This is a genomic window from Lysinibacillus mangiferihumi (assembly GCF_003049665.1).
Lineage (GTDB): Bacteria > Bacillota > Bacilli > Bacillales_A > Planococcaceae > Lysinibacillus > Lysinibacillus mangiferihumi.
The window spans coordinates 107,312-131,747 of sequence record NZ_PYWM01000007.1 but is presented as its reverse complement, the minus strand read 5'-3'; the positions used below and the strand labels follow the sequence as shown (position 1 = coordinate 131,747).

Sequence of the window (24,436 nt, the reverse complement as noted above, 5' to 3'; positions counted from 1 at the left end):
GTGATTTTGCTACTAAAAGAGAAATTTTGCAACGTTATTCTATTTATAGGTGACAGCAATTTACTATAAAAATAATCAAAATAATAGTATATGAAGGGCTATATGTCTGTAGTGGTAGACTGTGACAAAGAATGGTGAATCTTTTCAAGGCAATTAACGTATATAAGGGTATAAAGGAGGCGTACGATATGGGAAAGTATTCATTAAATGAATTCATCAAGACAACGCAACAAGATGATTATGAGAACGAATATTTTGAGTTAGAAACAGAGCGTGTATTAGAGGTTAATTTAGATGGTGAAGTCTGGTCAAAAATGGGGGCTATGATTTCATACATAGGCGACATTAAGTTTGAGCGGGAACGTGTTTTAGAGCATGGCCTTTCAAAAATGTTTAAAAAAGCATTAACAGGCGAAGGAACGCAACTGATGAAAGCAAAAGGAAAAGGGCGTCTCTATTTAGCTGATCAAGGGAAAAAAGTGACTATTTTTGATTTAAAGGGTGAAAGTATTTGTGTCAACGGTAATGACTTGTTGGCATTTGAACCAAGTATTAATTGGGACATTCAATTAATGCGTAAAATGGCTGGTATTATGTCTGGCGGACTGTTTAATGTAACGCTACAAGGAAGCGGTAAAGTAGCCATTACAACACATTTTGAGCCGTTGACGTTATTGGTGAAGCCTGGTGAAACGGTTTATACGGATCCTCATGCTACAGTTGCGTGGTCAGGGAATTTAACACCTGAATTTAAAACAGATATTAGCTTCCGTACGTTTATTGGACGTGGCAGCGGTGAATCGATTCAAATGGCTTTCTCCGGCGAAGGGTTTGTCATTATCCAACCGTATGAAGAGGTTTATTTGTCTAACGAAAGTTAAAAGAAGTAGGGACAAAAATGCAAAAGTGTTAGATTGACTGCTATCAATCTAACACTTTTTTGTTATGCCCCGTTGATGTCCACTTCGGCGGTGCTTTCCGCTTAGCACAGTAAGCCGCAACTTTCGCTAACGCGCGGTCTGTCCGCGGCGCGGCTTACTTTGTGTGTTGTTCCTACAAAAGTCCTACCATTGCTACTATCAACTCGTCTATTCTAAGTAGTTCAAAGTGAATCGGGTCATTCGAATGCGGCGTTCATTCCTGCAATTCGTCCTGTCACGAGCGCAGACGTAATATTATAGCCGCCTGTGTAGCCATGAATATCTAATATTTCTCCGCAGAAAAATAAACCTGCCTTTTTCTTAGACGCCATCGTTTTTGGTTCGATTTCTTTCACAGAAACGCCTCCACCTGTAACGAATGCTTTGTCGAGTGATTGCGTACCGCTAACCGTCATTGTGAAATTGACTAGTAAATGTGCTAGCGCGCGAATTTTTTCTTGCGATAATTCAATGCCAGTCACTTGAACATCAATATTTGCACGGTCACATAAAAATAGTAGCCAGCGTTCTGGTGCGACGCCTTTCCAAACATTTTTCACTGCTTTTTTCGGTTCTTCTTTTATAAGCTTATTTAAATATTGCAGACATGTTTCCTCATTGAAATCTACAAGCGTTTGGATACGCATTGTGACAGGTTCATAACCCGTTTTCATTAATTCCTTAACGACAAACTGACTACAGCGTAATATGGCAGGGCCGCTTAATCCGAAATGCGTAAAGAGCATGTCCATTTGATGTGTTATTAGTGGCTTACCTTTTTTATTGAGAACGGATACCGCGACATCTCGTAATGCTAGTCCTTGTAGCTCTCTCGTTTGAATAAACTCCTCTTTTGATAAAACGGGCACTTCTGTTGGAAAGAGTGTTGTCACATTGTGCCCAGCTCTCTCGGCCCAAGGGTAGCCATCACCTGTTGAACCTGTTTGTGGCACTGCCTTTCCTCCAACTGCTACAATAGCAGCCTTACAGCGTACTTCTGTTCCATCTTCTAAGCGCACACCGAGAATCTTTTCATCATCCATCAATAACTTGTTAACGGGTGTATTTAACCGTACTTCAACATGTAGCCGCTGCAATTGACGAATCAATGCATCGACTACATCTTGCGCACGGTTGGACATAGGGAACATACGACCATGATCTTCTTCTTTTAATGCGACGCCTAGCCCCTCAAAAAAGGCAATAATATCCTCATTGTTATAAACAGTAAAGGGGCTATATAAAAAACGACCGTTGCCAGGAATATGTTTAACGATTTCTTCAACAGGTAGTCTGTTTGTGACGTTACATCGACCACCACCAGAAATCGCGAGCTTTTTCCCAAGCTTAGTCCCTTTTTCGAGAAGTAAAACTTTCTTTTTTTGTTCTCCAGCTGCGATGGCGGCCATTAATCCGGAGGGGCCACCACCGATAACGATTACATCATACATATATGTGAACTCACTTTCTTTTCATTATTAGGAACTTTTCCTATTATACATGAAGTCTATATAGAGGGCGGCTAGTTTACATTGAAAATTATAATAAAGTGCTTTATAATTTTTTATCTATAATGACAGCATGAAATGAACGGCTTTTCGTGCTATGATGATAGAGGTTATGCACTAAATTATGAGGTGAAAAATAGATGTGCGGATTTATTGGCTATATTAATGGAACAAATGTGATTGATCATCACCAAACAATTGAAAATATGATGAATACAATTATTCACCGTGGGCCAGATAGTGGTGGTATTCATAGTGACGATAAAGTAACGTTAGGTTTCCGTCGTTTAAGCATTATTGACTTATCAGACGTGGCAAATCAACCTCTTTATAGCCCAGATGGCAACATTGTGCTTGTTTTCAATGGGGAGATATATAATTTCCAAGAGTTGCGTAAGGACCTACAAGAAAAGGGTCATACATTTAAAACGAAATCGGATAGTGAAGTGTTAATCTTCGGCTATCTGCAGTATGGTGTAGAATTTGTCAAACAACTTCGCGGTATGTTCGCATTCTGTATTTGGGACAAAAAGAATGATTTACAATTTATCGCGCGTGATGGCTTTGGTATTAAGCCTTTGTACTACACTGAAAACACAACGGATGGAACATTTATTTTTGGGTCAGAAATTAAATCTTTCTTGCCTCATCCAGCATTCATTAAAGAATTAAACAAAAATGCATTACGTCCTTATTTAACGTTCCAATATTCTTCAATGGACGAAACATTCTTTAAAGGTGTATTTAAATTACCACCAGCGCACTATATGGTCATTAAAAATGGACAAAAACAAATTGTCCAATATTGGGATAAAAAATTCCATGCGAAAGAAGCGCCGATTGAAAAATATGTGGAAGATATTCGTTCAACAGTAAAAGAGTCAGTAGATGCCCACCAAATTAGTGATGTAAAGGTTGGTTCTTTCCTGTCTGGCGGTATTGATTCTAGCTATATTACATCATTGCTACGTCCTGATAAATCATTCTCTGTTGGTTTTTCTGACTATGAAGATATGTTCAATGAGACAAACTTAGCAAAGGATTTATCGGATACATTAAATATTCAAAACGAGCGTAAATATATTTCAGCGGATGAGTGTTTTGAAGCTTTACCGAAAATTCAATGGCATATGGATGAGCCACAGTCGAACCCATCTTCTGTACCGCTTTACTTCCTATCGGAGCTAGCGGCGAAGGATGTAACAGTAGTACTTTCTGGTGAAGGTGCGGATGAGATTTTTGGAGGCTATTCGTGGTACCAAAACTCTGGCAGAATGCAAAAATACGAAAAGGTGCCATTTGGTCTGCGTAAAGCATTACGTGGCATTGCAGAGGCGCTTCCGAAAAACCAATATACGCATTTCCTTGTAAAAGGTGGTCAAACCGTAGAGGAACGCTTTATTGGTGAAGCGGTTGTATGGGATGAAGATGACGCATTAAATGTCTTAAAACCAGCATACAAAAACGGTCCATCTGTACAAACAATTACGAAACGTATTTATGATGAAGTACCTGGTGATGATGATGTTACGAAAATGCAGTATTTAGATTTGAATTTATGGATGCCTGGAGATATTTTATTAAAGGCAGATAAAATGAGTATGGCGCACTCTATCGAATTACGTGTACCATTTTTAGACAAAGAAGTAATGGAGCTAGCGAAAAATATTCCATCAAGATATCGTGTCAATGATATTGATACGAAATATGTCCTTCGTCAAGCGGCACATCAGGAATTACCAGAAGAGTGGGCAAAGCGTCCGAAGCTTGGCTTCCCGGTACCAATTCGCCACTGGTTGCGTGAAGAAAAGTATTACAATATGGTGAAGGACATGTTTACAACTGACTTTGCCAACGAATTTTTCGATACGAAGCAACTAGTTGGTTATTTAGATGAACATTATGAAGGCAAAGCTAATCGTGGTCGCTATATTTGGACAGCTTATGTGTTCTTAGTATGGTATAAACAATTCTTTGTTGATATGTAACACAGAAGTAGCAGTTCAAAGAATCTAGTAGATTTTTTGAACCGCTATTTTTTTGGAAATATACAAGACAATTCATATCGATTTGTTCTAATGAGCGGAGAATTGTGGATTTCAAAAACTTTTCAGTGTTTTTTGCATCTGTTTTCTTGTAAATATGTTAAGATAACAGTTGGTTTATTTGTTTTAATGTTTGAAAAGTGATGCTGTTACATCACTTATAAAAGCTTGATTTTACTAATGAATGGATGGATACGATGTCCAATTTAATGAAAGGTACTGCGATATTAACGTTAGGAATGTTTTTATCTAAGGTGCTTGGATTAATTTATATTTTTCCCTTTTATGCGATTGTTGGGCAGGAAAATATCGCGCTATATCAATATGCATATATTCCTTACTCAATCATGCTCGCAATAGCCATTTCAGGTGCACCGATTGCTGTATCGAAATTTGTTTCTAAATACAATGCCTTAGGAGACTATCAATCAGGACGCAAGTTGATGAAGTCAGGCATCGTTATTATGATGATAACAGGTATGGTGTCCTTTGCTGCCCTCTTTATATTGGCAACACCGATTGGTGAACTTGTTATTAAAAGCGATGAACAGAAATTTACAGTCGAGCAAATTGCTTCTGTGATTCGCTGGGTAAGCTTTGCGCTTATTGTTGTCCCATTTATGAGTTTGTGGCGTGGCTTTTTTCAAGGCTATGACAAAATGGAACCGACAGCAGTTTCACAGTTGGTGGAACAAATTGTCCGAATTGTTGTGTTATTAGGTGGTTCTTTCTTAGTGGTTGTTGTTTTTAAGGGTAAACCTGAAACAGCAGTGTCCTTTGCGGTATTTGCAGCATTTATCGGGGCAATTGGCGGTTTAATGGTGCTCTATTACTACTGGAAAAAATATCAACCTGAATTTAATTTATTACGTAGTCAAAGTGTTACGTCTACCCAGCTACCAATGTCGGATATTTATAAAGAAGTGATAACGTATTCCATTCCGATGGTGTTTGTAGGGGTGGCTAATCCACTATTTCAATTAGTGGATATGTTAACATTTAATGGCGCTATGAGTTCCATTGGTTTAGCCAAAGTAACAGATGATTATTTATCGATGATTAACTTTACAACACATAAAGTAGTCATTATTCCAGTTATGTTAGCAACAAGTTTTTCAATGGCGTTAGTACCGACGATAACAAAATATTTTACACAAGGTGAGTATTTATCGTTACGTCATGCGATGGATAAAACGTATCAAATTTTAATTTTCATTACATTACCAGCAGTTGTGGGCATTTCATTATTAGCGAATGAAATTTACTTTATGCTTTACTCTGAAAGCGAAATGGGCGCAACGATTTTAGCTCATTATGCACCAGTGGCAATTTTATTTGCGTTGTTCCAAGTTACAGCCGCGCTGCTACAAGGTATTGACTTCCAAAAGTGGATTGTCTTCAGTCTACTATCAGGTATTTTAGTAAAGCTAGCCCTTAACATAACGTTTATTCGTTGGCTAGAAGCGGACGGAGCCATTTTGGCAACAGCGATTGGTTATAGTGTATCAATTATTATTAATTTGCTAGTGCTACGAAAAACACTTAATTATAAATCAGATATGGTTATACGTCGTGTTATGCTTATCTCACTTTTAACAGCTGCAATGGCTGTCAGTGTTTTAATCGTTCACAAGCTATTAGAACTAGTAATGGGTCCAGTGGATGGTAAATTCTCGGCGCTTGTCTATTCTGTTATTTGTGCAGCAGTGGGTGCTGCTGTTTATGGCTATTTGTCGTTACGCTTAGGTTTAGCACAAAAACTACTTGGTGAGCGCATAACACGAATTACAAGTAAATTAGGGTTTAAATAGGAGGAACTATGCGTTTAGATAAATTACTAGCCAATATGGGCTATGGCTCACGAAAGGAAGTTAAGCAACTCCTAAAACAAAAGGCCGTTTCTGTTGATGGCACGTATGTAAAAGATGCGGCAATGCATGTTGATCCAGAGCAGCAAAGTGTTGTAGTTTTCGGTGAGCGTGTTGTATATACAGAGTTTGTGTATTACATGATGAATAAGCCACCAGGTGTTATTTCTGCCACAGAAGATGTACGCGATGAAACGGTCATTGACTTACTAGACCCACTACATCAACATTTTCAACCATTCCCAGTTGGTCGTTTAGATAAAGATACAGAGGGCTTGTTACTGTTAACGAATGATGGTGTTTTGGCCCATAACTTACTTTCTCCAAAGAAGCATGTACCTAAGGTGTACTATGCTAAAATAGAGGGGATTGTTACGCAAGATGATGGAGAACAATTTGCGCGTGGTGTCGAACTAGATGATGGCTACGTAACAAAGCCAGGCAAGCTTGTTATTCTGAAATCTGCCCCGCAATCAGAAATTGAATTGACGATTCAAGAAGGTAAATTCCATCAGGTAAAAAGGATGTTTGAAGCAGTAGGTAAACGTGTCATCTACTTAAAACGCCTTTCTATGGGGAGCTTACAACTTGATGAAAGCTTAGCATTAGGTGAATATCGCGAGTTAACGCCAGAAGAATTAGCAGGCTTACAAAATAGAGAGTAAAGAAAATCCTCGATGCTATACTTTTAGTATCGAGGATTTTTTTTATACATGTTTGTCCCATTAACTGTATAATATGATATATCAATAAAATAACATGGGAGAGGCTTGACGTACCGGAAATATTTTTTGTTCAAAAAAAGATAGTGAAGATGAGTAGAGGACATGTTAATGAAAAAACTACGGATTAAATTATTAATATCTTTAATTGCCTTTGCATTAATACTTGTTGCTGTAATTTCTTATGTCAACAGACAAATTCTTGTGACAAATATTGGAACACAAGAAGATCGGAACCGAACATTAATTGAAAATCATATTCTTGCAGATATGCAAACTGTAGATAATGCGCACTTTTATTTTGATAAAAACATTTCGGATCAGATGGAAAAAGAGTTAAGAGCATTAGCTACTTATTATAAGCGAAATCCAAAAATAGACACTTGGAACTTACAACAAATGAAAAATCAACATGGTATGGATATATACATATTGGATCAAACAAATACGGTAATTTATACTACATTTCCAAAAGATTTAGGTCTAAATTTTTCGCTTTGCTGTAAAAATTTTTCGGCATTATTGGATGAACGAAGAGAGAGTGGGCAATTATATACAGATGGCATAGATATTTCGACCACTACTGGTGAGTACCGTAAATTTAGTTATTTAGCAACGCCTGATAAAAAGTATTTATTAGAGCTCGGTTTGGAATTAAATGAAGTCCCTGTCTTTCAAACATTTAACTTTGGAAAAACCGCTGCATATTTAGTTGAAAAGTATAATGACTTGCTGGAGGTTCGAACGATTAGTGCAGGCGGTGTTTTTTTCTTGGACACCGAATCCACTCGGGTAACTGTGAAAAATCAAACAAAAAAATTTCAGGATCATTTTAAGGCGGCACTACAGACAATGAAGCCATCTGAATATCAGCAAATATTAGAGGATGGCTATATAGAAACCTATCGTTTTTTACCGTATGAAGCAGAGACGGTGCGCGGTGCCTCAACAAAACGGGTAGTATATGTCAAATATGGCAATCGTACAGAGTTAAATGCACTTGCCAATAATACAAAACAGTTTTGGTATGTTTTAATGATTGCATTAGTAACAGCGTTAATTATGTTAGTCGTTATTAATAGGCTATTTTCTAAAACGATACATCTTGCAACCTATGATCCACTAACAAATGTATATAATCGTGCAACATACATTAGTAAAATGGATAAATTATTGAAAAAAAGAAAAGCCAATACGCCTGGTTTATTATTAATAGATTTGGATAACTTTAAGCAAGTAAATGATCAATTTGGACATGCTGAAGGAGATAGGATTCTTATTGAAACGGCTAATATTTTAAAAGACGTCGTAAGAACAGAAGGTTTCGTTGTAAGATTTGGTGGAGATGAATTTGCAATTGTTCTATATGATACGAACAATGAACATATGGTACAAGTAGCAAGTGCTATTTTGGAGAAAATCCGTAGAATAAAAAATGTAGAGAATCATAAATGGTCGGTTCTTTCTGTTAGTATGGGTGGCGTGATTTGTGAAAAGCCGAATGAATCCGAGTTAAGTATATTTGAAAGAGCAGATAAGGCTTTATATCAGTCAAAGAAAGCAGGTAAGGACCAATATTCTAGTTATCATGAAGTAGCTTCAACAGAAGAAAAATACAATCAATAAACGTAGTTTTACAACGGTTATAAGTAAAAGCACGAGACAAGTAGGATGCCTACTGGACTCGTGCTTATTTATTGTGTTTTGGGTCGATAAAATAGGGAACTACATAAAACAAGAGCAGCAATGACGATAAACATTGTATTAATATAGTGTGTTAACAGCCAGCCACCTATAATAGGACCAATAAAACCGCCTAAATTTTTAAATTGGGCTGCACCTAAATATGTAGCTTTTTGTGTCTCTGGCGCTATTTCATCAATCATAACATTCATTGTAGGGAAAGCAAATATTTCACCAACTGTAAAAAGAACCATTGCACAAATAAACAGCGGATAGTTTGTAGATACGCCAAATAATGCTAAACCAATGGCAAAGAACAAAATACCGATAAGAAGTATCGTTGTTGATGTGAAGCGCTCTGAAAAAATACTAATCGGTAATTGTAGTAAAAGCACAACCGCCGCATTTAACGAAATCAGTAGGGAATAGAGCTTGGCTCCATCTTCAATTTTGAGCTCGATAAGTTGAGGAAGTGTTGAGTCGAATTGGGAGTAGCCAATATTTATTAAGATTGCCCCGAAAATAAAGCTTAGCAGTACACGATTTGTTAAAAGAATTGTAAAGGTTTGGTAGCACTTTTGTGTGTATCATCGGCTTTTGCTGTTGCATTTTGTAACGATTCAAAACGAAAAATAAAAATATGGCATAAACAATGTACATAGCGCCTGTCAACATAAACGGCACGCTAGAACTAGATAATGTCGCAATATATACACCAATAAGTGGTCCTAAGACTGCGGCGATATTAATGGCTGTGTAACGCAATGAAAACAATCGTTTTCGTTTATCAGCAGGAGTAAAGTCAATCATTAAAGCTTGTGTAGAAGGTTCAAAGAAGGAGCGACATAACCCGTTCAACGCATTTAGAATGACGAAAAACCAAATTGTATGCGCTGTTGCAAAACCAAAGAACACAATACTCCATACGAGGATCGTAAGTAAAATAATACTTTTTCGACCAAAGCGATCTGTTAAGTAACCGCCGAAAAATCCACCTACTGTAGAAATAAGTGGCGCGATACCAATGGTCAATCCTATTTGTAAAGGGGAGGCATCAATTTCGTTATGTAAATAGATAGCTAAAAAAGGCATTGCCATAAAGCTTGCAACACGTGTGAAAATCGTTCCACCTAAAATAATCCAAACAAGTGGATGAAACATTTTGGATAGTTTCATAGAATTATCCTCCTCTCAACATGTAGAATGTTTCGAGTGTAACGGATAATAAAGTGCTTTGTAAATAGAAAAAAAGAATGACCCCGACGAAAGGTCATTCTTTTTCCATACAAAAATGCTTTACGCAAAGTGCGCAAAAACTAAGACGTCAATTTTACTTTTTTACTCGTCGTTGTCCATTTGCCTCGACTTGGACTCATCACCAAATCGTTAAAGGCTAACACGTTCAAATCTCTTTGAACGGTGCGAGGAGTGATGCTAAACTCTTCGACTAAATCCTGTGTAGACACGGTTCCTTTGTCTAAAATAAACATGTACACATCTTTAATACGATTAAGCATTCGATCAGTAGTTGGTTTCATAAATGAACCACTCCTTCATCTTAATTCACTTGGCAAAGACTAGCGGACGACAATATGTGCGGAGTGCACTGAGGCTATTAAGTAGCTGCCTTAGACATCCCCTTTTCTAATTTTATGTTCAGAACAAATAATTCTGATAACTCTATTATATAGAATAATGATGTGATTTTCTAGTGAATGCCGTGGAAATTTACAATTAATTCATAAAGTTTGCGCTGTATTTTGTGGAGATTAGTGAAAAAGATGCTATATGTGGTAGTGTAAAGGAAAGATAAGAAAATGATAGTTAGAAAGATGATTGAATTTTTTTTAGTAAAGAGTAGAATAATCTTATTATAAAATGGAGGAGGTACATAGAATGGATTGGTTACAGGTTGCAAAAGAAAGACAAGATGAATTAATTCAAGAGTTGCAAGAGCTTGTGCAAATTAATAGTGTACTGGATGAAAAAACAATAACTGCGGATGTGCCTTTTGGTGAAGGACCGTTAAAGGCGTTGGAATGGTTGTTAGCGAAAGGGAAAGCACAAGGGTTACAAACAAAAAATGTTGATAATTATGCTGGACATATCGAAATGGGCCAAGGTGAAGAATTACTCGGTATTTTATGTCACGTAGATGTTGTCCCTGTAGGTGATGAATCAAACTGGACGTATCCACCTTTTAGCGGCACTATTGCAGATGGAAAACTATTTGCGCGCGGTGCTATTGACGATAAGGGCCCAACAGTTGCTGCATGGATGGCAATGAAGCTTGTAAAAGATGCAGGCATTCAATTAAACAAACGTGTGCGTATGATTATCGGTACAGATGAAGAAACAGGTTTCCGCTGTGTCGACCACTATTTTAAAAACGAGGAAATGCCAACAATCGGTTTCGCTCCTGATGCGGATTTCCCACTGATTAATGCCGAAAAAGGCATTGCTGCGCTTGTGTTCTCCCAAAAGCAGACGGGGGATGTTACGAAAGAACAGCTACTACTATTTAATGCTGGAAAGCGTTCAAATATGGTACCTGATTTTGCGAAAGCGACAGTTCAATTCGTATCTTCACTATTTGAACAGAATTTTCAAACATTTTTAAGTAAAAATCAGCTAGAAGGCTCTTTATTAATGGAGGGTTCTCACTATATAATAACTATCAAAGGAAAAGCAGCCCATGCAATGGAACCTGAAAAAGGTATCAATGCAGCTGTTTACCTTGCAGCATTTTTACAACAAGAGTTAACGACTGAAGGAAGTAAGCAATTTGTCGATTTTATCGTTGATGTATTCCATCAGGATCATTATGGTCACGCACTAGCATTACAATATGAAGATGACATGTCTGGAAAAACAACATTAAATCCGGGTATTGTAACGTATGATGCAAAGCAAGGAGGCAACATTGTTATTAGTTTACGCTACTCTGTAACGTATCCATTTGATGACAAAATAACAGAAGCGCAACGATTAGCTGCAGATAAAGGATTTTCACTCGATATTCAAGAAAACTCAAAACCTCATTATGTTAGTGAGGACGATCCGTTAATCCAAACGTTAGCTGGTATTTACCGCCGACAAACGGGGGATAACGATACACCTTTGCTTTCAACTGGTGGTGGAACGTATGCGCGCGTCTTGAAAAAAGGTGTGGCATTCGGCATGCTTTTCCCTGGTGATCCAGATGTCATGCATCGTGCGGATGAATATGTAATTGTTGATAAATTAGTACAAGCTGCTGCTATTTATGCAGAAGCCATTGCAGAACTGGCTGGGAAGTAAGTGTAATCAGTAAGGACGTGATGTGCTTGCGAAAGTGATCAAGAAGCTTCACACGCAAAGCACTTCACTGAAAGATCTACTTTGATTTACTGCATCTGGTCTTACTTCATTGTGTAGTGGGAATCATCGTACTTGAAAACGTGAAAATAACTTAAAAATGAAAAGGATGTTTAAACATGGCATACTCATTATGGAATGATCAAATCGTTGAAGAAGGATCTATTACAGTTTCACCAGAAGACCGTGGTTATCAATTTGGTGACGGTATTTACGAAGTAATCAAAGTATATAACGGACATATGTTCACAGCTCAAGAGCACATTGATCGTTTCTATGCTAGTGCCGAAAAAATTCGTCTTGTAATCCCTTATACAAAAGATGTATTACACAAATTATTGCATGATTTAATCGAAAAAAATAATTTAGATACAGGTCATGTTTACTTCCAAATTACACGTGGCACAACTTCTCGTAACCACATTTTCCCGGATGCAAGCGTACCAGCAGTTCTAACAGGTAATGTTAAAACTGGTGAACGTTCAATTGAAAATTTCGAAAAGGGTGTAAAAGCAACATTGGTGGAAGATGTTCGATGGTTACGTTGTGATATTAAATCTTTAAATTTACTTGGAGCAGTACTTGCGAAACAAGAGGCATCTGAAAAAGGTTGCTACGAAGCCATTTTACACCGTGGAGATATTATCACAGAATGTTCTTCTGCTAATGTCTATGGTATTAAAGATGGTAAACTTTATACGCACCCAGCAAATAACTACATCTTAAATGGTATTACACGCCAAGTTATATTAAAATGTGCAGCTGAAATAAATTTACCAGTGATTGAAGAGCCGATGACGAAAGGCGATTTATTAGCAATGGATGAAATTATTGTGTCTTCTGTTTCATCTGAAGTGACACCGGTTATCGATGTGGACGGTCAGCAAATTGGTGCAGGTGTTCCTGGTGAATGGACTCGTAATTTACAAAAAGCATTTGAGGCAAAATTACCAATTTCAAATAATGCTTAATATGTATATATGATTAAAAAGAGCTACCTAAAACTTGGTTATTAGCCGAGTTATAAGGGTAGCTCTTTTTTATAGAACAAAATATGCATGTATTCTCCTGAAACGTCATGTAAAATAAAAAAGATAGCGCCTTTATTCGATATCACGGTGATACCGACTAATAACGAGGCGAATTTGATATGGGGCAGTAAGATTGGAGTGACCAAAACATGGCACAATTAGTGAAAATACAAGATTATATTTCACGTTATCAAATTGATTTAGCTAGATATCCAACGCAATTTGTACGTTTAAAGAAAAGTCAATGGGATCGAATTAAACGTCAATGGGAATTGGGCGAAGATATTACCGAGTGGCAGCATACGGCGAATGAAAAAGTCAATGATGTATTTGAAGAAAAAGAGCGCTTCTCACTCTTTAAAAAGATTTTTGCAGGGCGACACAAAGAAGACGTGCAAGAAGACATTGAGCAAATAGACGTTACAAATGAATTGACAAATGACGAAGATATTATCCCCGAAGAAGAAACAACTCTGTCATTTGAACCGAATATAGTTTACGCACCTCAGTCTATTCATGAGTTAAAGCGAATGTTTATAGATCAGTTTTTTCATTTCCAAATGAAGTGGGCGAGCTCCACTTTGCGAGAAAAATCTTATGTCGATCCTCGATTTTTGCGTGATTCTTTGTTACGTACATTGCTGCAAAAATTACCAGATAATTATTTAGTTTTTTACTATCCTATTTTGCAAGTGAGGAAGGCGCCAATTGAGCTAGATGTTGTGTTAATGTCACCTACGGAATGTATTTGTATTACTGTACTTGAGGCAGAGAATCAAGCAGTGTATGTAGGTGGAAGTGACCGTTTTTGGGAGAAAAAAGTGGGCACAAAAGATTCGAAAGTACTGAATCCAATGATTAATTTAAGTAGAATGGAATCTGTGTTAACTCAATTATTTAAGCAAGATCAAGTCGACATGCCGATTCGCAAAGTTATTTTAACACGCAATGGCTATTTCGATTATCCAGGCTCATCTTTTAACGTGCGATTAGTGGATCGTCGTAATTATAATGAATGGATGCATGCTTTAAGAAATGTATCATCTCCTATGAAGCATATGCAAATCCGCGCTGCCCAAACAATTTTAAATAACGTCCAAACGACTTCGTTTAATCGCGATATTTGGCAACAGACATCTTCAAAAGCTGAGGACTAACAGATGCATGTATTATTTATTGTCAATGAGCGTGCAGGAAATGGCAAAGGGAAAATTGTTTGGAATAGATTACAACGACATTTAACGATTGATTATCAAGTCGCTATGACACAATATGAAGGGCATGGTCAAGAAATTGCGAGCCAATGGGCACAAAATGGGCGATTAAAAAAGTTGATCATTGTTGTTGGTGGAGATGGTACCGTTCATGAGGTAGTTAGTGGCATTGTACATAATGATTTTGTTGTGATCGGTGTGATAAGTGCAGGCTCTGGTAATGACTTTGCACGTTATTTCCCAACATTTCAAAATGCAACACAAATTGAAGCTTACCTCAGAACTGAAATGCTTGAGCGTTCGATAGATATAGGAAAGCTTCAACTAGGAGCCATGCATCATGAAATATTCGTCAATAATGCAGGGCTTGGCTTTGATGCCTATGTCACAAAGCATATTAATAAGTCGCGTCTAAAATACTATTTTAATAAAATTGGATTAGGAAAACTATCATATGCTGCGGCAGTAGTTAGGGGACTGTTTCGTTTTACTTGTTTCGATGTAACGGTTTATACAAACAATCAAACACATCAATTTCAAAATGTATGGTTTGTAGCAACGAGCAATCAACCGTATTTTGGTGGAGGAATGAAAATTTCACCTATGTCTAATGCATTGGACGGCAAAATTGAATTAACCATTGTTCATAATATTGCAAGATGGAAGCTACTACTAGTTTTCGCTACTGTTTTTTTTGAGAAGCATACAAAATTTCAAGAAATAACTTTTTTACAAAGCGATCAATTTGAAATTGTTGTACATGCAAAGAGCGTTGATTGTCATACAGATGGTAACTACATTGGTGAGATTGGGCAGGACACAATTGTGCGCTGTACAATTCAACAACAAGCATGGAAATGTATAAAATTAGAAAAAACAAAAAACGTCATTTCGCAATAATTTCATGCGAATATGACGTTTTTACGTTATACTATAAAAAATCAATAATTTCACTATTAAGAAATGAGGAAGAAAATTGAGATTAAGAAATAAGCCTTGGGCAGAGGAAATGATTACAAATCATCCAGAGGTGATTATTCCAAATCCTGAAGACTTTAAAGGAAATTGGCAAGCGGTTTTTGGCAACGATCACCCATTACACATTGAAGTAGGTACTGGTAAGGGTCAATTTGTAACCGGAATGGCTCTGCAAAATCCAGATATTAATTATATCGGTATTGAGCTTTATGATAGCGTCATCGTTTGCGCATTAGAAAACATTCTTGAAGCTAAATCTCCAGCGAATTTACGTTTGTTAAAAGTAAATGGCGCAGATTTAAATAAATTCTTTGAAAAAAATGATGTAGACCGCGTGTATTTGAATTTCTCAGACCCTTGGCCAAAATTACGCCATGCAAAGCGTCGTTTAACGCATGAGGGTTTTTTGAAATTATATGAGTCGATTCTAGTGGATAACGGGGAAATCCATTTTAAAACGGACAACCGTGGACTGTTCGAGTATTCGTTAGTTAGTATGTCTGAATATGGTATGTTACTGAAGTATGTATCACTCGACCTACATGCAAATATGCCAGAAGATAATATTATGACAGAATACGAGCAGAAATTTTCTGCTAAAGGTCAGCCGATTTATCGCTTAGAATCGCAATTTATTACAAAATAATAGATAGCAGGGGGAGTAAGGATGGATCAGTTAAAGTTTCACAATATGACATTATCATGGCTAAACGGGGGTGTCACTTGCCTTGATGGCGGCGCAATGTTTGGCGTAGTACCAAAACCACTTTGGTCACGTAAATATCCAGTAAACGAAAACAATCAAATTGAATTACCAACAGAGCCTATTTTAATTCAATATGGTGAAAAAAATTACCTTATTGATACGGGTGTCGGTTTTAACAAATTAAATGAAAAGCAACTACGAAACTATGGCGTAACAGAGGAATCGACGCTAGCTGATAGTTTACAAGAGCTTGGTCTAACAACCGCTGATATCGATGCAATTTTAATGACACATTTACATTTTGATCATGCGGGTGGTCTGACGCAATGGGAAGGTGAAGTTTTAGTTCCTACATTCCCGAATGCCAAAATCTATGTAACACAAATTGAGTGGGATGAAATGCGTGAGCCAAATATTCGCTCGAAAAACACGTATTGGAAAGAAAACTGGGAGCCTGTACAGCATTTAGTTGAAACGTACGAAAGCTCTTTAGAGGTAGCTCCTGGCATTGAAATGATCCACACAGGTGGTCATAGTGATGGACATGCCATCATTAAATTGTCACAAAATGGTGAGGTCATGATACATATGGCCGATATTATGCCAACTCATGCGCATCAAAATCCATTATGGGTATTAGCATATGATGATTATCCGATGACGAGTGTATTTGCCAAAGAACGCATTATGAAAGAAGCTTTAGCAAACGGCTACAGTTTTATTTTCTACCATGATGCATATTATCGTATGGTTAAATGGAATGAAACAGGTAAGGAAATGGTTGCTAATTTAGAACGCAGCAGACAAGCGGTTATAACATTTTAATCATAGGACACACATGTGAACTAGACTATAGGCAAGCGAAAGATTTGACGCTTGTCTGTAGTCTTTTTTATTTATCTTGCTGTAATTGTTTATGTGCCTGGCACCGATATTTTTTGTGCAGTTTTCAGCTAGTTGTAAACGACTACTTTCTGACTATGGATGGAATATGCTGTTTACCGATATTGGTATACAATATTCTGAATATTTTATATTGACCGATTAGTCTAATATTAATATACTGAGATAACATCAACGAGCGTTATATTGTCAGAAGGGAAATGAAATACAATGAAAAATTTTATTAATAATGTACTAACCGGTATGAGTATGGGGATTGTCGTTTGTTTAATTCCAAACGCATTAGTTGGAGAAATATTAAAACTAATTATTCCCTACGTACCTCAGTTAGAAATTATTTTAAATACATCGGTTTTAGCTATGAGTCTATTGCCAGTTGTGATAGGTGTAATGACAGGTATTTGCTTTAAATTAACGCCTGTTCAAACATGTAGCGTTGGACTAGCTGCATTTGTCGGTAGCGGTGTCTATACAATTGATCCGGATGCAGGCATTACCATCGCCGGTATTGGTGTGGTAATTAATATCGGGATTACGACAGCTTTGGCTGTACTTTTTGTGCAATTTTTAGGAAATAAGCTGAAAGATTTTACACTTCTTTTAATGCCTGCACTTGCTATGTTCGTACCTGGTTTAATCGGAAATGCCATTTTACCGTATGTGCGTACAGGCTCAGGCTATGTTGGTCTTATGATTGAGCATTTAACGACATTACAACCTGTTGTGATGGGTTCGCTAATTGCCATGATCTTCTCTATCTTAATCATTTCACCAATCTCTACAATCGGTGTTGCGACAGTTATTATGTTATCAGGCATCGGTGCAGGTGCAGCAAATCTCGGTGTTTGTGCATCTGGCGTTGGGATGTGTATTGCAAGTTATAAAGCAAATAATATTGGGACAGCCATTGCCCATGTTGCGTCAGCAAAAATTCAAATGCGTAATTTTTTCATGAAACCCAAAATAGCTTTTCCGATGATTATTACTGCGGGAATATTAGGGGCATTAGCAGGGCTGTTTGAAATCGTAGGTACCCCATACAGTGCAGGTTTCGGTTTAGGTGGTTTTGTGGGACCGTTGAAATATTTAAGTTTAGTCGGATGGACACCTTATACAATCACTGTAGCTGTTACATTATTTATCGCCTTACCAATTATATTAAATGTCATCTTACTGCGAATCTTCTCGATGAAATTAAAATGGATTACATCCAATGATTACAAAGTACATTATGAATAATGGAAAAGTCTCCGTATGGGGGCTTTTTTTTCGTGAACATTTTGGAAAATGTGATACACTAAAAGCTATACTAAAACACAAAAGAGAGTTGAAATAACGATGGCAACGGAGCAACCATTTTTACCAGTATTATTAGGATCAGATATGAATGCATACGGCATGGCCCGAGCATTTTATGAAGCATATGGCATTAAGCCACTTGTATTAGGACGTTCACATTTAACAGCAACACAGGATAGCCATATATTGGAGTTCCAAGAAATCGATCGTTTAAATGAACAAGACGTATTTGCACCAGCCCTTGCACAAGTTGCAAAACAATACGCTGATAAAAAATTACTGCTACTTGCTTGTGGCGATGATTATGCAAAACTAATTATTAAAAACAAACCGGCTCTACAGGAGCACTTTACAGTACCTTATATTGATGAGTCATTAATGGATGAAATATTATTGAAAGAAAATTTTTATAAAATGTGTGAGAAGTACGACTTTAAGTACCCTGGGACAACAACAGTCACAGCTAAAAACTATCAAGACTTTACACCACCATTTGACTATCCAATTATTTTAAAAGCGTCCAATTCAGTGGAATATTGGGCTTGTAAATTCCCAGGAAAGAAAAAGGTCTTCGTTGCACATGATGAAGCGGAAAAAACGGCTATCTTAAAAGCGATTTATAGTTCCACTTACCAAGATACAATGATTATTCAAGAATTCATTCCTGGTGATGATTCCTATATGCGCGTGTTAAATGCATATGTAGGGAAAGACGGGAAAGTGAAGCTAATGTGCTTAGGTAACCCAATTTTGGAAGAGCATTCGCCTGAAGGAATTGGTAGTTATGCAGCAATCGTAACGACATATGATAAAGCGCTGATGGATCAAGTGCGCCACTTTTTAGAGGATATCGGCTATACAGGCTTTGCTAACTTCGATATGAAGTATGATATTCGTGATAAACAGTATAAGTTATTTGAAATTAATTTACGTAACGGTCGCTCAAGCTATTATGTAACCGCAAGTGGTCATAATTTAATGAAATATGTAGCGGATGACCATATGTTAAATATTGAGCAACAGTTAACATATGTTGAGGATAAACATTTATGGATGATTATTCCGAAGGGTGTGCTATTTAAATACGCATCAAACGAAAAGCTTAAACTAGAAGCGCAAAAATTGATTCGTGAAGGAAAGTGCACCAATTCACTTTACTTCGATAAAGATATGAATCCAAAGCGATGGGTAAAGCTTACGCTAAATAATCTAAACTATTACCGAAAATATAAAAAGTATTTTAATAATAAAGGTCTAGAAGAATAAGATTACTTAAAAGGAGGTATAACACATATACCTCCTTTTATTTGATGTGCGCCTGGAGTGAGGTGTGATTTACCCGCGAAAGTGAGAGAAATACCCGCGGAACAAGGTGATTTACCCGCGAAAGGGTGAAGAATACCCGCGGAGTAATGTGATTTACCCGCGAAAGCGAGAGAAATACCCGCGGAGTAAGGTGATTTACCCGCGAAAGGGAGAAATGCCCGCGGAGTGAGGTGATTTACCCGCGAAAGGGTGAAGAATACCCGCGGAGTGAGGTGATTTACCCGCGAAAGCGAGAGAAATACCCGCGGAGTGAGGTGATTTACCCGCGAAAGGGTGAAGAATACCCGCGGAGTAAGGTGATTTACCCGCGAAAGAAAGAAGAATACCCGCGAAACAATGAAAAATAACTTGAGCAACATCGTTCATCCTTCACTACATATATGTAGTTATAAAGAAAATAGCATATGGACGTATCACAATGTCCACATGCTATTGAAAATGATTATGTTTAGACTTCGATTAATTCTACGACAACGCCAGAGCGTGCGTCGGCAGCGAACTCGAATGTTTGCATTTCACCCTCGTGCATGCGTGAAATACCACCACGATAAACGGGAATTGTCATAAAACCATTTGTGAAATTATCTGTTTTCATAAAGATCCAAGAACCGTCTATTGGCGCATCTTTTTTAAATTCCTTTTTTATGTTTTCAAGTACTTGTCCTGCTGGCACATACGGAGAAACTTTTTCACTGGCTTCTTTAATAATGACTGCCGCGGCGAGGCCTGTTGCAACACCAATTAAAAAATCACGTAATTTCATGGGTTTTTTCCTCCTTTTCCTATAGCTCTATTTTAGCATAGCACAAAGAGTGAATGCACGTTCATTGCAAAGGACTTTTATGAAATATATCAATATTTCGACTTCTGAAATAATTATGATACAATAAGCAAGGAAGAAAATTCTACTTCGTGGGGAGAGAGTCATCATGAATGAGGAAACATTACAATTATTTAAAACTTTAACGGAATTACCGGGTGCACCAGGCAATGAACATGCAGTACGTGCATTTATGCGTTCAGAGCTACAGAAGTACTCAGATGAGGTTATCCAAGATCATTTAGGTGGTATTTTTGGTGTCAAGCATAGTGAAGTAGCAGATGCCCCTAAAATACTTGTAGCAGGTCATATGGACGAAGTAGCATTTATGGTTACATCTATTACTGATAATGGATTAATTCGTTTTCAAACACTTGGAGGCTGGTGGAACCAAGTGATGCTTGCACAACGTGTAGAAGTATATACTAAAAACGGTGCAATTCCAGGTGTAATTTCATCCATTCCACCGCATTTACTTACAGATGCAGAACGTGCAAAACCAATGGAAATCAAAAATATGCTGATTGATGTCGGCGCGGACAATAAAGAAGATGCGATTGCTCTTGGCGTTCGCCCAGGACAGTCGATCATCCCAGTATGTCCATTCACGCCGATGGCCAATCCGAAAAAAATAATGGCAAAAGCGTGGGATAATCGCTACGGCTGTGGACTGGCGATTGAATTAATGAAAGAAGTGAAAGATGAAAAATTAGCTTCTCATTTATATTCAGGTGCCAATGTTATGGAAGAAGTTGGATTGCGTGGCGCTCAAGTGTCCGCAAATATGATTCAACCTGATTTATTTTTCGCGTTAGATGCATCACCTGCGAACGACATGTCCGGAGATAAAAAACAATTTGGTCAACTTGGTAAAGGGACATTATTACGAATACTTGACCGTACGATGGTCACACACCGTGGTATGCGTGAGTTTATTTTAGATACGGCAGAATCTAATCATATTCCATATCAGTATTTTGTATCTCAAGGCGGCACCGATGCTGGTCGCGTACATACATCAAATGACGGTGTACCAAGTGCTGTGATTGGTGTGTGCTCGCGTTATATCCATACGTCAGCATCGATCATTCATATTGATGACTATGCAGCAGCTAAAGCATTAATCGTAGAATTAGTGAAAAAAGCAGATCGTTCGACATTAGAAACGATTCGCGCTAATGTATAAGTAACAGAAAAGATGCCTTTAGGGCATCTTTTTTCTATGTAGAGAAAGAGGGATATTAATGGAAATAGCGATTGGGACAACGAATAAAGCGAAAATCCAAGCAGTGCAAGCGATTGTTAATCAATATTTTGAAAAAGTAAATCTTACATATTTTAAAGCCGCTTCACAAGTATCAGACCAACCTATAACTACGGAAGAAACAAGATTAGGGGCCATCAATCGGGCAAAAAATACAGCCCTAGCGACCGATGCAGCACTATCCTTTGGACTTGAAGGTGGCGTCACTGAAATAGATGGTGTGATGTATGTCTGCAATTGGGGAGCACTAACATTAGCTGATGGGACAACGTTTACGGCAGCAGGTGCACAAATTATTTTGCCAGAAGAAATTGCCCAGGAAATAAGGGATGGCAGGGAGCTTGGTCCTGTAATGGAACAATATACGCAACGTTTAGATATTCGTCAAGGCGCAGGGGCGGTAGGTATTTTTACGCAAGGGATAGTGAGTAGACAGACAATGTTTGAGCATATTGTCGCGCTGCTTGTTGGACAATATTTGTTCACATTAGCACAAAGATAGTGTCTTAGAACTAGTGAGAACGAAGCAGTGAAGTTGCAACTTATCTAGAATTTTTTTAAAATAGAAAAAAGTTAGCAATGAAAGGGAGATTGAAATGTCTTATGCAAGGCTTCAAGCATTAGGTTTACTGCTATTACTTTTGGGGCTTTCGGGTTGTAATCAATCGGTTGATGAACAAATTGCTAGTGGACTTCAAATGACAGAAAAGGTATTTGCAGAAGAGCCTGAAGCGTATACCGACAAAATTGGTCAAATTCAACTTTTTTTACCGTCAAAGTTCAAAATTGAGGATAGTTCAGATGCCTATAATATTTTAATATCAAAAGGAACGAATTCCTATATTCTTTTTATCAATGATCGTGAACAAGACGATAGTAAGCTTTATTATAATCTGCTAAAAGAAGATCGTTCAAAGAAAGTCATTAATGAAACTACATATGACAAGGATGGTATTTTCGGCTTCTCTGCGGTGTCTAAAACAGATAATAAGGATGAATTTGAGTTAATTGTCAGCAGTGGTGGTGTAAAAATGACGACTATTTCACCAGCAAATAATATTGAAAATAATCTTCATGAGATGACGAAAATCGTTCATTCGGTTAAGATTAAATAATTGCATCGTTTGAAGAGCGGTTCACAAATCTATGTGAGCCGTTTCATTATGAAGAAAGGACGTGAGCGAATTGAAGCAAATAAAATCAGAGCAACTTGTGTCCCTATTAAAAAAACAGTTAAATGAGCAAAAGTTTGATTTTCAATTTGATAAAAAGCAAGATAAATTACGCTTAAATCATAAAAAACTAGACAAAGGGATGGAGCTCTCTTTACCAGGTATTTTAGCAAAATATAATGAAAAGCAAGAAGTGGCGATTGCAGAAGTTGTCTATACGATTGAGCAAACTTTTTTAGCAATGGAACAGGAGCAGGAGCAAGGCTTTGAACAAACTGGGCAAATATATCCGGTTATTCGTGCCACATCCTATCCGCAAGCTTCGAAAGAAGGACATGCTTTTATCACAACGGAGCATACTGCCGAAACACGTATTTTCTATGCGCTCGATTTAGGAAAAACGTATCGCTTTATTGATGAATCCATGTTAGAAACGTTAAAATTAACTGTAGAGCAAATCCGAGAAATGGCGCGTTTTTCTGTTAAGAAACTGCCAACCAATTATAAGAAAGACGAAGTAGCTGGCAATGTCTTTTATTTTGTTAATGCCAATGATGGCTATGATGCCAGTCGTATTTTAAATGAAAGCTTTTTAAAAGAAATGCGCTCAAAAATTGAAGGAGATATGACTGTATCTGTACCTCATCAAGATGTATTAATACTAGGTGATATTCGCAATGAAACAGGGTATGATGTATTAGCACAGATGACGATGCATTTCTTTACGGTAGGAACAGTACCAATTACGTCATTATCATTTATTTATGAAGATGGAGAGCTAGAACCAATCTTTATACTAGCAAAAAATAGAGTAAAGAAGGAGCAAGAAAAACAATGAATGTATTTTACAACAAAGAACATGTGGGAGATGTCCTATTAGTACAATTAGCAACAGAGGCAATTGTGAAAACAAAGGTAGAGCGTGCTGGTGATATTGCCATTTTAAAAGAAGCACAAACAGGGGAAATAAAAGCATTTAACTTATTTAATGCAAGTAAGTATGTGCAAGTTGAGGCGCAGGGGAATGTAGAGATTACACCAGAATTTGTTGCACAGCTTGAAGCTGCTATTAAGAACAATGGAGCTACAATTAGCCTGGATGTAGATTTTTCACCTAAATTTGTTGTAGGCTATGTAGAAACAAAAGAAAAGCATCCAAATGCTGATAAATTAAGTATTTGTACTGTCAATGTAGGAGAAGAAACGCTACAAATTGTATGTGGTGCACCGAACGTTGATGCTGGTCAAAAAGTAGTCGTTGCTAAAATCGGAGCTGTTATGCCATCAGGTATGCTGATTAAAGAAGGCAATTTACGTGGTGTTGACTCTTTTGGTATGCTATGTTCAGCGCGTGAATTAGCCATTCCTAATGCACCATCTAAAAAAGGTATTTTAATTTTACCTGAGGATGCTGCAGTAGGTAGTGCATTTGAAACACCAAGCCGTTAAACGAATAAGTTTTAAGCAAAAATCGTTATGCTACCAATAGCTGGTGGTATAACGATTTTTTGTCTAGATTAAGCCTATAAATACGAGTTTCTATATCATTTTTATGGTATGCTTTTTGATGTAGACATTGAACATAGTTTTAGTACCCGAATAGTCTTAGACAATGCTATA

At 37.4% G+C, this 24,436-nt stretch carries 24 protein-coding genes; 19 read left to right on the top strand and 5 right to left on the bottom strand.

Translation table 11 applies throughout. The features are described from left to right. The first annotated feature begins 188 nt into the window (after positions 1-188). Positions 189-881 (top strand): AIM24 family protein, encoded by a 693-nt coding sequence (locus C9J37_RS09200; protein ID WP_107895089.1) that lies wholly within the window; start codon positions 189-191, stop codon positions 879-881. A gap of 236 nt (positions 882-1,117) precedes the next feature. On the opposite strand, the gene C9J37_RS09195 is transcribed toward C9J37_RS09200, so the two are convergent. Next, positions 1,118-2,371, bottom strand: coding sequence for a BaiN/RdsA family NAD(P)/FAD-dependent oxidoreductase (locus tag C9J37_RS09195; protein ID WP_107895088.1), 1,254 nt, complete (start codon positions 2,369-2,371; stop codon positions 1,118-1,120). A gap of 197 nt (positions 2,372-2,568) precedes the next feature. Between C9J37_RS09195 and asnB the strand changes: the two genes are divergently transcribed. The 4 genes from asnB (at position 2,569) to C9J37_RS09175 (ending at position 8,689) form a co-directional block, all read left to right on the top strand. Then, complete coding sequence (gene asnB, locus C9J37_RS09190) at positions 2,569-4,416, top strand: asparagine synthase (glutamine-hydrolyzing) (protein WP_107895087.1); 1,848 nt, start codon at positions 2,569-2,571, stop codon at positions 4,414-4,416. 254 nt (positions 4,417-4,670) lie between these two features. Beyond that, positions 4,671-6,284 carry a putative polysaccharide biosynthesis protein gene (locus C9J37_RS09185; protein WP_107895086.1) on the top strand — a complete coding sequence of 538 codons (1,614 nt, stop codon included), beginning with the start codon at positions 4,671-4,673 and terminating at the stop codon, positions 6,282-6,284. Between the two features lie 8 nt (positions 6,285-6,292). Further along, positions 6,293-7,006, top strand: a complete 714-nt coding sequence (locus C9J37_RS09180) for a pseudouridine synthase (protein WP_107895085.1) — start codon at positions 6,293-6,295, stop codon at positions 7,004-7,006. 168 nt (positions 7,007-7,174) lie between these two features. Next, complete coding sequence (locus C9J37_RS09175) at positions 7,175-8,689, top strand: GGDEF domain-containing protein (protein WP_107895084.1); 1,515 nt, start codon at positions 7,175-7,177, stop codon at positions 8,687-8,689. A 68-nt stretch (positions 8,690-8,757) separates the two neighbouring features. Here the strand turns inward: C9J37_RS09175 and C9J37_RS28895 are convergent, their stop codons facing one another. The 3 genes from C9J37_RS28895 to C9J37_RS09165 form a co-directional block, all read right to left on the bottom strand. Next, positions 8,758-9,252, bottom strand: coding sequence for an MFS transporter (locus tag C9J37_RS28895; protein ID WP_268807993.1), 495 nt, complete (start codon positions 9,250-9,252; stop codon positions 8,758-8,760). Beyond that, a complete protein-coding gene (locus C9J37_RS28890) occupies positions 9,191-9,922 on the bottom strand; it encodes an MFS transporter (protein ID WP_268807992.1) in 732 nt (243 codons plus the stop codon). Before C9J37_RS28890 ends, C9J37_RS28895 begins: the two co-directional genes overlap by 62 nt. Before the next feature lie 140 nt (positions 9,923-10,062). After that, positions 10,063-10,284 carry a DeoR family transcriptional regulator gene (locus tag C9J37_RS09165; RefSeq protein ID WP_025220342.1) on the bottom strand — a complete coding sequence of 74 codons (222 nt, stop codon included), beginning with the start codon at positions 10,282-10,284 and terminating at the stop codon, positions 10,063-10,065. Positions 10,285-10,642: 358 nt separating this feature from the next. Here C9J37_RS09165 and pepV point away from each other — a divergent pair, with 358 nt between their 5' ends. From pepV to C9J37_RS28220, 9 genes are all read left to right on the top strand, one after another. After that, complete coding sequence (gene pepV, locus C9J37_RS09160; protein WP_107895083.1) at positions 10,643-12,046, top strand: dipeptidase PepV; 1,404 nt, start codon at positions 10,643-10,645, stop codon at positions 12,044-12,046. Positions 12,047-12,222: 176 nt separating this feature from the next. Beyond that, entirely contained in the window at positions 12,223-13,074 is an 852-nt protein-coding gene (gene dat, locus C9J37_RS09155; RefSeq protein ID WP_107895082.1) for a D-amino-acid transaminase, read from the top strand. Positions 13,075-13,283: 209 nt separating this feature from the next. Next, a complete protein-coding gene (locus C9J37_RS09150; protein ID WP_107895081.1) occupies positions 13,284-14,291 on the top strand; it encodes a nuclease-related domain-containing protein in 1,008 nt (335 codons plus the stop codon). A 3-nt stretch (positions 14,292-14,294) separates the two neighbouring features. Continuing rightward, positions 14,295-15,248, top strand: coding sequence for a diacylglycerol/lipid kinase family protein (locus C9J37_RS09145; protein WP_107895080.1), 954 nt, complete (start codon positions 14,295-14,297; stop codon positions 15,246-15,248). Between the two features lie 76 nt (positions 15,249-15,324). Beyond that, the gene (gene trmB, locus C9J37_RS09140) at positions 15,325-15,972 is read left to right on the top strand and encodes a tRNA (guanosine(46)-N7)-methyltransferase TrmB (RefSeq protein WP_107895079.1); all 648 of its coding nucleotides are present in this window, start codon (positions 15,325-15,327) and stop codon (positions 15,970-15,972) included. A 21-nt stretch (positions 15,973-15,993) separates the two neighbouring features. Continuing rightward, on the top strand, positions 15,994-16,857 hold the full coding sequence (locus tag C9J37_RS09135; RefSeq protein WP_107895078.1) for a YtnP family quorum-quenching lactonase: 864 nt from the start codon (positions 15,994-15,996) through the stop codon (positions 16,855-16,857). A gap of 288 nt (positions 16,858-17,145) precedes the next feature. Continuing rightward, complete coding sequence (locus tag C9J37_RS09130) at positions 17,146-18,174, top strand: PTS sugar transporter subunit IIC (RefSeq protein WP_107895077.1); 1,029 nt, start codon at positions 17,146-17,148, stop codon at positions 18,172-18,174. 99 nt (positions 18,175-18,273) lie between these two features. Continuing rightward, a complete protein-coding gene (locus C9J37_RS09125; protein ID WP_107895076.1) occupies positions 18,274-19,500 on the top strand; it encodes a carboxylate--amine ligase in 1,227 nt (408 codons plus the stop codon). A gap of 230 nt (positions 19,501-19,730) precedes the next feature. Further along, on the top strand, positions 19,731-19,907 hold the full coding sequence (locus C9J37_RS28220) for a hypothetical protein (protein WP_167397280.1): 177 nt from the start codon (positions 19,731-19,733) through the stop codon (positions 19,905-19,907). A gap of 101 nt (positions 19,908-20,008) precedes the next feature. On the opposite strand, the gene C9J37_RS09120 is transcribed toward C9J37_RS28220, so the two are convergent. Next, positions 20,009-20,323 carry a peptidase M4 gene (locus tag C9J37_RS09120; RefSeq protein WP_024363748.1) on the bottom strand — a complete coding sequence of 105 codons (315 nt, stop codon included), beginning with the start codon at positions 20,321-20,323 and terminating at the stop codon, positions 20,009-20,011. A gap of 166 nt (positions 20,324-20,489) precedes the next feature. Here C9J37_RS09120 and C9J37_RS09115 point away from each other — a divergent pair, with 166 nt between their 5' ends. The 5 genes from C9J37_RS09115 (at position 20,490) to ytpR (ending at position 24,265) form a co-directional block, all read left to right on the top strand. Beyond that, positions 20,490-21,566 (top strand): M42 family metallopeptidase, encoded by a 1,077-nt coding sequence (locus C9J37_RS09115; protein WP_107895075.1) that lies wholly within the window; start codon positions 20,490-20,492, stop codon positions 21,564-21,566. 58 nt (positions 21,567-21,624) lie between these two features. Then, complete coding sequence (locus C9J37_RS09110) at positions 21,625-22,146, top strand: DUF84 family protein (RefSeq protein WP_107895074.1); 522 nt, start codon at positions 21,625-21,627, stop codon at positions 22,144-22,146. A gap of 94 nt (positions 22,147-22,240) precedes the next feature. After that, positions 22,241-22,759 (top strand): hypothetical protein, encoded by a 519-nt coding sequence (locus tag C9J37_RS09105; protein ID WP_025220334.1) that lies wholly within the window; start codon positions 22,241-22,243, stop codon positions 22,757-22,759. Positions 22,760-22,829: 70 nt separating this feature from the next. Then, a complete protein-coding gene (locus C9J37_RS09100) occupies positions 22,830-23,654 on the top strand; it encodes a DUF1444 domain-containing protein (RefSeq protein ID WP_107895073.1) in 825 nt (274 codons plus the stop codon). Further along, positions 23,651-24,265, top strand: coding sequence for a YtpR family tRNA-binding protein (ytpR, locus tag C9J37_RS09095; protein WP_107895072.1), 615 nt, complete (start codon positions 23,651-23,653; stop codon positions 24,263-24,265). Before C9J37_RS09100 ends, ytpR begins: the two co-directional genes overlap by 4 nt. Positions 24,266-24,436 lie beyond the last annotated feature (171 nt).

Excerpts from the sequence above, each read along its gene's own strand:
- C9J37_RS09200 (WP_107895089.1), top strand. The coding sequence starts at position 189 with ATGGGAAAGTATTCATTAAATGAATTCATCAAGACAACGCAACAAGAT.
- C9J37_RS09195 (WP_107895088.1), bottom strand. The coding sequence starts at position 2,371 with ATGTATGATGTAATCGTTATCGGTGGTGGCCCCTCCGGATTAATGGCC.
- asnB (WP_107895087.1), top strand. The coding sequence starts at position 2,569 with ATGTGCGGATTTATTGGCTATATTAATGGAACAAATGTGATTGATCAT.
- C9J37_RS09185 (WP_107895086.1), top strand. The coding sequence starts at position 4,671 with ATGTCCAATTTAATGAAAGGTACTGCGATATTAACGTTAGGAATGTTT.
- C9J37_RS09180 (WP_107895085.1), top strand. The coding sequence starts at position 6,293 with ATGCGTTTAGATAAATTACTAGCCAATATGGGCTATGGCTCACGAAAG.
- C9J37_RS09175 (WP_107895084.1), top strand. The coding sequence starts at position 7,175 with ATGAAAAAACTACGGATTAAATTATTAATATCTTTAATTGCCTTTGCA.
- C9J37_RS28890 (WP_268807992.1), bottom strand. The coding sequence starts at position 9,922 with ATGAAACTATCCAAAATGTTTCATCCACTTGTTTGGATTATTTTAGGT.
- C9J37_RS09165 (WP_025220342.1), bottom strand. The coding sequence starts at position 10,284 with ATGAAACCAACTACTGATCGAATGCTTAATCGTATTAAAGATGTGTAC.
- pepV (WP_107895083.1), top strand. The coding sequence starts at position 10,643 with ATGGATTGGTTACAGGTTGCAAAAGAAAGACAAGATGAATTAATTCAA.
- dat (WP_107895082.1), top strand. The coding sequence starts at position 12,223 with ATGGCATACTCATTATGGAATGATCAAATCGTTGAAGAAGGATCTATT.
- C9J37_RS09150 (WP_107895081.1), top strand. The coding sequence starts at position 13,284 with ATGGCACAATTAGTGAAAATACAAGATTATATTTCACGTTATCAAATT.
- C9J37_RS09145 (WP_107895080.1), top strand. The coding sequence starts at position 14,295 with ATGCATGTATTATTTATTGTCAATGAGCGTGCAGGAAATGGCAAAGGG.
- C9J37_RS09135 (WP_107895078.1), top strand. The coding sequence starts at position 15,994 with ATGGATCAGTTAAAGTTTCACAATATGACATTATCATGGCTAAACGGG.
- C9J37_RS09130 (WP_107895077.1), top strand. The coding sequence starts at position 17,146 with ATGAAAAATTTTATTAATAATGTACTAACCGGTATGAGTATGGGGATT.
- C9J37_RS09125 (WP_107895076.1), top strand. The coding sequence starts at position 18,274 with ATGGCAACGGAGCAACCATTTTTACCAGTATTATTAGGATCAGATATG.
- C9J37_RS09120 (WP_024363748.1), bottom strand. The coding sequence starts at position 20,323 with ATGAAATTACGTGATTTTTTAATTGGTGTTGCAACAGGCCTCGCCGCG.
- C9J37_RS09115 (WP_107895075.1), top strand. The coding sequence starts at position 20,490 with ATGAATGAGGAAACATTACAATTATTTAAAACTTTAACGGAATTACCG.
- C9J37_RS09110 (WP_107895074.1), top strand. The coding sequence starts at position 21,625 with ATGGAAATAGCGATTGGGACAACGAATAAAGCGAAAATCCAAGCAGTG.
- C9J37_RS09105 (WP_025220334.1), top strand. The coding sequence starts at position 22,241 with ATGTCTTATGCAAGGCTTCAAGCATTAGGTTTACTGCTATTACTTTTG.
- ytpR (WP_107895072.1), top strand. The coding sequence starts at position 23,651 with ATGAATGTATTTTACAACAAAGAACATGTGGGAGATGTCCTATTAGTA.